The following is a 7,051-nucleotide window of genomic DNA, read 5'->3' as shown; positions in this document are numbered from 1 at the left end:
GCCCCGGCCCGAGACCCTCGACCGGGCGGTCGCCGATCTCGCGGGCGAGCTGCACGGGCTCGGAGTATTCAACATGCTTCTGACCGACAGCCGCACCCTCTACGCCCATTGCGGCAAGCGCCTCTGCTACCTGACCCGCCGTGCGCCTTTCGGGAAGGCCACCCTGATCGACGAGGACTGGCAGGTGGATTTCGCGAAGGAGACCACCGAGCACGACGTGGTGACGGTGATCGCCACGCAGGCGCTCACCCGGGACGAGTGCTGGACCGACCTCGCCCGCGGCGACGTCCTGACACTCCGGGATGGGGCAATCCGCCTGTTGAGACCGCGCAACTTAGCATAAGTGAAGTCCGCCCGAGGGTGCATGGCCGCGCCCGATGCGCTAGAACGCCGGGAACAGGAGCGCATCGGCCGGATTCCGCCGCGAATTCGGACCGACAAGCGATCCGCCTCGACCGCCTTGGGACCGGTGGTCGAGCCACGATGAGACGACGAGCGCGACACGCATGACCCGCGACGACACCGAATCCGTCCTGTCCCAGGAGGACGGGACGCGGGATGGCCGCCCGAACCTGGCGCCGGGAATCCGCACGCATCTCGGGGAACACCTGCGCACTGTCTACGAGCGGATCGGCGAGGAGACTCTGCCGTCCCGCTTCGCCGAGCTGATCGAGAAGCTCGAGGCGGCCCTGCGCGCCCGCGGCGAGGCGATCGAGCCGGAGTTCCGCAACGGCCTGCTGGCGGCGGTGCCGTCGCTCCGCGCCTTCGCGCTGTCCCTGACCTCGAACCCCGCCCGCTCGGACGACCTCGTCCAGGATACCCTGCTCAAAGGCTGGCAGCACCGCGCGCGGTTCCAGCCCGGGACGAACCTGAACGCGTGGCTGTTCACGATCCTGCGCAACATCTTCTACTCGGACCACCGCAAGCGGGTGCGCGAGGTCGAGGACCAGGACGGCTCCTACGCGGCCCGGCTCGCCACGGCCCCGCACCAGGGCGACCGGCTCGACGTCGAGGATCTGCAATCGGCGCTGGCCAAGCTGCCGCCGGACCAGCGCGAGGCCCTGGTGCTGGTCGGCGCCGAGGGCGTCTCCTACGAGGAGGCGGCGGCGATCATGGGCTGCAAGGTCGGCACCGTGAAGAGCCGCGTCAGCCGCGCCCGCGGCCGGCTCGCCGAGCTGCTGGGCTACGACGAGGAGGATCTCGGCTCCGACCGGTTCATCCAGTCGGCGATGCCCAAGGACGCGTAACGAATCGCGGTCCGGATCCCGGCGCCCCACAAAAAAGATGCATCCGTTTCCCGGGTCGAGCGTTACCGGCCCGAGCTTCGCCGCGTCTCCGCGGCGGAACGCCACGGAACGGAGCAATCCCGCATGACCTTCAGGATCCTCATCGCCGCCTCGGCCCTCGCCCTGTCCCTGCCGCTGGCCGCCCAGGCCCAGGGCACCATCCCGGGTGCCGAGCGCGGCGCCGCTGCGGGTGCCGATGCGGCCGGCCCGATCGGYGGGATCGTCGGCGKTGCCGTCGGCGCGGCCACCGGCACGGTCGGCGGCATTCTCGGTGTCGACATGGCCCCGCGTTTCCGCAGCTATGTCCGCGAGCGCAACGTCCGCTCGTACGATTATGACGGCCGCATCGCCGTCGGCACCACCCTGCCGGCCTCGGGCGTGACCTACTATGACGTGCCGACCGAGTACCACGTGCAGCCGGGCTACCGCTACACCGTCGTGAACGACCGTCCGGTGCTGGTCGATCGCAGCCACCGGATCGTCGAGGTCATCGACTGATCCCGCGGGCCGGTCGGCGACCGGCCCAAGCGCCCCTGGAGCCCGGCTCCGGGGGACCCTCCGCCAGCCGCGGCCGTCGGCGCAACGCATCATACGTCCGGCCGTTGACATGCGGTTCGATCCGCGAGGCGACCATGAACGACACTCCGAACGATCCGAACGCGACGCTGCCCGAACCGGTGCGCGATCACCTGGGCCAGCAATTGCGCAGCGTCCTGCCGGTGGGGCCGGACAAGCCGCGCTTCCTCGGTGACGACCCGGTCCCGGATGTCTTCGAGCCGCAGATCCGCCGGCTCGAGACCCGCCTGAAGACCCACGAGGAAGGGACCGGCGCCGTCGGCCAAGCCCTCGACCAGATCCTCGATGCCCTCGGCGTCAAGCCTGAGGATGACGCCAAACGCGACGGCTGAAGGCTCAGACGCGCGGCCTCGCGGCCAGGAGGTCGCGGATCTCGGACAGAAGCTTCACGTCGGCCGGCACCTCGTCGGGCTTCTTCGCCTCGGCGGTCTGCAGGCGGTTCATCGCCCGGATCACCAGGAACAGCACGAAGGCGACGATCAGGAAGTTCAGCGTCAGGGTCAGGAACTGTCCGTAGCCGATGACGGCGCCCTGCTTCTTCGCGTCCGCGTAAGGCAGCCCGGCCTGCACCTTGGACGAGAGCGGGATGTAGTAGTTCGAGAAATCGAGTCCGCCCGTGACCGCGCCGATCGCCGGCATGAAGATATCCTGGACCGCCGACGTCACGATCGCCCCGAAGGCTGCGCCGATGATCACGCCGACCGCGAGATCGACTACGTTGCCGCGCAGCGCGAACTTCTTGAACTCCTCGAGCATCGTCAAATCTCCGCCCCGACCTTGCTCATGGTAGTGGAGAATCCCGCGACGGCCAGCACCTATTCCGGTGCGACGCCCGCGGACCGCGTCTCCCCTGCAAGGACGGGCCGCTCCTCCGCGGCGGTCGCCAGCTCAGCCTTGAGCCGGCGGCGGTACTGGGCGGCCACCACGGGGATGGTCAGCAGGTAGCCGCCGCTCACCGCGACCAGCGCCTCGAACGGGTAGCTGATCAGGATGCCGAAGGCCGCGACCCCGAACAGGAAGATCGGCAGGACGAGGCTGCGCGGCACCCGCTTGCCCATGGTCTTGCCCGAATAGGTCGGGACCGTGGAGACCACCATCAGGGCGATGCACAGCACGTAGATCAGGACCGCGGGCGCCGCCCAGGTCTCGATGCCGAACCCCAGGAAATGCAGGTAGAGGGGCAGCATCGCGGTGAGCGCGCCTGCCGGCGCCGGCATGCCGACGAAGAAGTCCTTCTTCCAGTCCGGCCGGTTCGGGTCGTCCAGCATCGCGTTGAAGCGGGCGAGCCGCAGGGCCATGGCGATGGCGAAGATCAACGCCACGATCCAGCCTGCCGACTTCAGGTGGAACAGCACGAAGCCGTAGAGGATCAGGGCCGGAGCGCAGCCGAAATTCACGAAGTCGGCGAGCGAATCGAGTTCCGCCCCGAAGCGCGAGGTGCCCTTGAGCAGCCGCGCCACCCGCCCGTCGATGCCGTCGAGGACGCCGGCCACCACGACGGCGATGACCGCGGGCTCGAACTTGCCCTCGAAGGCGAGCCGGATCGCCGTCAGCCCGAGGCAGAGCGCCATCAGGGTGATCATGTTGGGCGCGATCATCCGGAACGGCACCGGCTTGAACCGGCGGGGCCGCGGCTCGTTCGGATCGGGCGCGAAGGGCGGGAAGAGATCGTCCATGGCCGCCTCAGATCCGCTTGAACAGCCGCTCCGGGCCGCCGCCGAGATCGGCCAGCACCGTCTCGCCGGCCACCGCCTTCTGGCCGAGGCCGACCAGCACGGTCGCGCCGGCCGGCAGGTACACGTCCACCCGCGATCCGAAGCGGATCAGGCCGAACCGCTCGCCGACGCCGAGCACGTCGCCCGCCGTGACGAAGCCGACGATCCGCCGGGCGACGAGGCCCGCGATCTGCACCACGCCGACCCGCTTCGGCTGGCCGGCATGGGTCGTCTCGATGACCATGCCGTTGCGCTCGTTGTCGTCGCTGGCCTTGTCGAGCTCGGCGTTGAGGAACAAGCCCGGCGTGTAGTGAATCTGGCCGATCCGGCCCGCCACCGGCACCCGGTTCACGTGGCAGTCGAACACGTTCATGAACACCGAGACCCGCAGCGTCGGCACTTGTGGCAGGTCGAGTTCGGGCGGCGGCAGGACCGTGGCGATGAGGTTCACGCGCCCGTCGGCGGGCGAGATCACGAGCCCGTCCGCCACCGGGGTGACCCGCTCGGGATCGCGGAAAAAGTAGCAGACCCAGAGGGTGAGGATCAGGAAGATCCACCCGAAGAACTGCGAGAAGTAGCCGGCCAGCACCGTGAGCACGATGCCGATCAGGATGAAGGGATAGCCCTCCTTGTGGATCGGCACGAGCGTCCGGCGGATCGTCTCGATCAGGTCTGTCATTGTTTTTCGGACTCACGGGGCCGCGGATCAGCGGACAGGTTGGACGCGCGGATGGCAGCCCGCCGGGCCGCCGTCAACTTTCCGAGGGTCGCGGGCGGCCGCGCGCCCGGTCCCGCGGATGGCGCGCTGGCAGTTCGCCTCCCCCGCCGCGTCGCCGTCCGCCGGCGCTGCGCCCCGCATACGGGAGCCTGGATGTTCAGGACGGGAGTTCCTGCACGGCAGGCGATGGGCCGACCCGCAATCGTGCGGCCAACCCACCCTGCCCTTGGGAAGGCACGAGGATTCCGAAGCTATGCCGCATCGCGCGCCGGACAATCCTGTGCTTGAGGACTGAAGCCGCGGTGTTCGAAGCGTCCTGCGGCGCAATCTTAACCCTGCGCTGTCCTGGTCTCGCCGGTTCGATTTACGTTGCTCCTTTACCGTAGGCAGCAGATTCGGTGGCCGGCGCGGCATCAACCGTAGCTTTTTCTGGAACGACAAGCTCGGCCGTGGATTACTCGACCCAGATAGTCTTGCAGATCGAGGTTCACGGTCATGTCGGTTCGGGTGGCGGCGTCGTTGAGTCTGGCCGGGGCGATGCTGGCCGGTTGTCTTCAAACCGCCGAGGCGCGCGAGGTCGTGCCCTTTCAGAACGGCGTCTCGCCGGGCTCGGTGGTGATCAGCGTGTCCCAGCGCAAGCTCTACCTCGTGAATGGCGACGGGACGGCGATCCGCTATCCGGTGGCGGTGGGCCGCCCCGGCAAGCAATGGTTCGGCACCGCCGCCATCGACGGAAAGTACGTCGCCCCCGCCTGGTCGCCCCCCCCGGAGGTGAAGCGCGACAACCCGCGCCTGCCCAACCTCATCGCGGGCGGCTCGCCGCACAACCCGATGGGCGCGGCGGCCATGACCCTGGCGGGCGGCGAGTACGCGATCCACGGCACCAACCGGCCGAGCTCGGTGGGGACCTACGCGTCCTACGGTTGCATCCGGATGTTCAACCAGGACGTGGTCGACCTCTACGCCCGGGTCGACGTGGGCACACCGGTCTACATGACCCACTGACGCCGGCTTCAGGCGGCCGGCGGCGCGGTGGCCTCCACGGCCGTGAACGTCTCCAGGATCCGGTAGGTGTGCGCCACGCCCGCCGGAACGCAGTAGGAATCGCCCGGGGCGAGGGCCACGGTCTCGCCGCCGACGATCAGCTCGGCCCGTCCGCTGATCACGTAGCCGACGGTCTCGTGGGGCGAGGTCGTCATCGGCTTGTCGGCATTCGGCTCCTCGGCCCGCCACATCCGCATCCCGAGCCGTTCGCCGCGGGCGAGGCCGATCTCGCCGTGCGGTCCCGCGGCTGCGCTGCGGGCTGATATCGTCGTCGCCATCGTCTCCTCCCGTCAGTGAACCAGCCCAACGGCGCCCGGGACCCGACGTTCCGCGCCCGACAGCATGCCTCAGCCGGCAAGCCCTGCCTTGGCGCACCGCTTGACGGCCTGCGCCGCGCCCCGACAGGATGACGCACCGGTTCGAGAGGCGCCCGACAGAGGCGCGGACCGGGGCCGCGCCCGCGAACCCGCTTGGGTCCGTTGCGCCGGCGGACGATCCGGATCGGGAGGGTGCACGCCATGCAGATCAAGGCGGCGATCGACAGGATTCCCGGCGGCCTGATGCTGATGCCGCTCCTGCTCGGTGCCCTGTGCAAGACCTTCGCGCCGGGGGCGCCGGCCTATTTCAAGGGCTTCACGCAGGGGATCATGACCGGGGTGATCCCGATCCTCGCGGTCTGGTTCTTCTGCATGGGCGCCTCGGTCAGCCTGCGGGCGACCGGAACGGTGCTGCGCAAGTCCGGCACGCTGGTGGTCACCAAGCTCCTCGCGGCCTGGGCGATCGTCTTGGTCGCATCCGTGTTCATTCCGCCGGAGGGCGTCCAGACCGGCTTCTTCGCCGGCCTGTCGATCCTGGCGATCGTCTGCGCGATGGATATGACCAATGGCGGGCTCTACGCGTCGCTCATGCAGACCTATGGCAGCCGCGAGGAGGCGGGCGCCTTCATCCTGACCTCGATCGAATCCGGTCCGCTGATGAGCATGATCATCCTCGGCGCCTCGGGGGCCGCGCATTTCGAGCCGCAGATCTTCGTGGGCGCGGTGCTGCCGTTCCTCGTCGGCTTCGCCCTCGGCAACCTCGATCCGAAGCTGCGCGCCCTGTTCGCCCCGGGCGGCCAGCTGATGATCCCCTTCTTCGCCTTCGCCCTCGGGAATACGGTCGATCTCAACAACCTGCTGTCGCCCCTCGCGGGGCTCGGCATCGCGCTCGCGCTAGGGGTCATCGTCCTGACCGGGATCCCGCTGATCCTGGCGGACCGGGCGATCGGAGGCGGGACCGGCACGGCGGGGCTCGCCGCCTCCTCCACCGCCGGGGCGGCCGCCGCCAATCCGCTGGCGATCGCGGCCGTCGCCCCGCAATTCGCCCCGGCGGCACAGACAGCCACCGTGCTGGTGACGATCTGCATCATCGTCACCTCGCTCCTCGTGCCGATCCTGACCGGTCTCTGGTATCGGCGCTTCGGGGCGGGTGCCGCGGAGGCCAAGGGAGACGCCAACACCCGGGCCGGTGCCGAGTCGGCGCTGGCKGTCGCCGCGGAGTAGAGACCCAGCCGGTGGGCCAGCCAGCGCGTCGCCCTCAGAAGTCGACCGCGAGACCCTTCACCTCCCAGTCGTCGTAGCGCACCGGCTCCAGGCCGCCGCGCCCCYGGCGCTCGGGCTTGGCGCTGATCTCGGCGGCACGGGCATCGATCGCCGCGCGGCGCGCGGCGGCCT

At 69.5% G+C, this 7,051-nt stretch carries 11 protein-coding genes; 6 read left to right on the top strand and 5 right to left on the bottom strand.

Annotated features, from left to right (window positions below; all coding sequences use genetic code 11):
* The 4 genes from AC1DXK_RS29485 to AC1DXK_RS29470 form a co-directional block, all read left to right on the top strand.
* Positions 1 to 343: class II glutamine amidotransferase (locus AC1DXK_RS29485; protein ID WP_477299610.1), on the top strand; the 343-nt coding region annotated here is incomplete at its 5' end.
* Between the two features lie 163 nt (positions 344 to 506).
* Positions 507 to 1,247, top strand: a complete 741-nt coding sequence (locus AC1DXK_RS29480) for a NepR family anti-sigma factor (protein ID WP_457105554.1) — start codon at positions 507 to 509, stop codon at positions 1,245 to 1,247.
* 123 nt (positions 1,248 to 1,370) lie between these two features.
* Entirely contained in the window at positions 1,371 to 1,784 is a 414-nt protein-coding gene (locus tag AC1DXK_RS29475) for a DUF1236 domain-containing protein (RefSeq protein WP_477299609.1), read from the top strand.
* Between the two features lie 134 nt (positions 1,785 to 1,918).
* Positions 1,919 to 2,194, top strand: a complete 276-nt coding sequence (locus tag AC1DXK_RS29470) for a hypothetical protein (RefSeq protein ID WP_457105556.1) — start codon at positions 1,919 to 1,921, stop codon at positions 2,192 to 2,194.
* Between the two features lie 4 nt (positions 2,195 to 2,198).
* On the opposite strand, the gene mscL is transcribed toward AC1DXK_RS29470, so the two are convergent.
* Genes mscL through AC1DXK_RS29455 form a run of 3 tightly spaced genes read right to left on the bottom strand, consistent with a single transcriptional unit; the run spans position 2,199 to position 4,256 of the window.
* Positions 2,199 to 2,618 (bottom strand): large conductance mechanosensitive channel protein MscL, encoded by a 420-nt coding sequence (gene mscL, locus AC1DXK_RS29465; protein WP_457105557.1) that lies wholly within the window; start codon positions 2,616 to 2,618, stop codon positions 2,199 to 2,201.
* A gap of 59 nt (positions 2,619 to 2,677) precedes the next feature.
* Entirely contained in the window at positions 2,678 to 3,538 is an 861-nt protein-coding gene (locus AC1DXK_RS29460; protein ID WP_457105558.1) for a CDP-alcohol phosphatidyltransferase family protein, read from the bottom strand.
* Between the two features lie 7 nt (positions 3,539 to 3,545).
* Positions 3,546 to 4,256 (bottom strand): phosphatidylserine decarboxylase, encoded by a 711-nt coding sequence (locus tag AC1DXK_RS29455; protein ID WP_457105559.1) that lies wholly within the window; start codon positions 4,254 to 4,256, stop codon positions 3,546 to 3,548.
* A gap of 534 nt (positions 4,257 to 4,790) precedes the next feature.
* On the opposite strand from AC1DXK_RS29455, the gene AC1DXK_RS29450 reads away from it, so the two are divergent.
* Positions 4,791 to 5,300 (top strand): L,D-transpeptidase, encoded by a 510-nt coding sequence (locus AC1DXK_RS29450; protein ID WP_457105560.1) that lies wholly within the window; start codon positions 4,791 to 4,793, stop codon positions 5,298 to 5,300.
* 8 nt (positions 5,301 to 5,308) lie between these two features.
* Here the strand turns inward: AC1DXK_RS29450 and AC1DXK_RS29445 are convergent, their stop codons facing one another.
* Positions 5,309 to 5,617: a cupin domain-containing protein gene (locus tag AC1DXK_RS29445; RefSeq protein WP_457105561.1), complete on the bottom strand. Its 309-nt coding sequence runs from the start codon at positions 5,615 to 5,617 to the stop codon at positions 5,309 to 5,311.
* A 240-nt stretch (positions 5,618 to 5,857) separates the two neighbouring features.
* Between AC1DXK_RS29445 and AC1DXK_RS29440 the strand changes: the two genes are divergently transcribed.
* Positions 5,858 to 6,880 carry a 2-keto-3-deoxygluconate permease gene (locus AC1DXK_RS29440; protein WP_457105562.1) on the top strand — a complete coding sequence of 341 codons (1,023 nt, stop codon included), beginning with the start codon at positions 5,858 to 5,860 and terminating at the stop codon, positions 6,878 to 6,880.
* Between the two features lie 34 nt (positions 6,881 to 6,914).
* Here AC1DXK_RS29440 and AC1DXK_RS29435 read toward each other — a convergent pair.
* A partial coding sequence (locus AC1DXK_RS29435; RefSeq protein ID WP_477299611.1) for a DUF1674 domain-containing protein occupies positions 6,915 to 7,051 on the bottom strand: 137 nt, incomplete at its 5' end.

The sequence above is a fragment of the Methylobacterium sp. P3_A11 genome, from assembly GCF_056403155.1.
This window is presented reverse-complemented; position numbering and strand designations above follow the sequence as displayed.

What these genes read in the sequence shown, in the direction of transcription:
- AC1DXK_RS29445 (WP_457105561.1), bottom strand. Translation starts at nt 5,617, where the DNA reads ATGGCGACGACGATATCAGCCCGCAGCGCAGCCGCGGGACCGCACGGC.
- AC1DXK_RS29470 (WP_457105556.1), top strand. Translation starts at nt 1,919, where the DNA reads ATGAACGACACTCCGAACGATCCGAACGCGACGCTGCCCGAACCGGTG.
- AC1DXK_RS29480 (WP_457105554.1), top strand. Translation starts at nt 507, where the DNA reads ATGACCCGCGACGACACCGAATCCGTCCTGTCCCAGGAGGACGGGACG.
- mscL (WP_457105557.1), bottom strand. Translation starts at nt 2,618, where the DNA reads ATGCTCGAGGAGTTCAAGAAGTTCGCGCTGCGCGGCAACGTAGTCGAT.
- AC1DXK_RS29460 (WP_457105558.1), bottom strand. Translation starts at nt 3,538, where the DNA reads ATGGACGATCTCTTCCCGCCCTTCGCGCCCGATCCGAACGAGCCGCGG.
- AC1DXK_RS29450 (WP_457105560.1), top strand. Translation starts at nt 4,791, where the DNA reads ATGTCGGTTCGGGTGGCGGCGTCGTTGAGTCTGGCCGGGGCGATGCTG.
- AC1DXK_RS29455 (WP_457105559.1), bottom strand. Translation starts at nt 4,256, where the DNA reads ATGACAGACCTGATCGAGACGATCCGCCGGACGCTCGTGCCGATCCAC.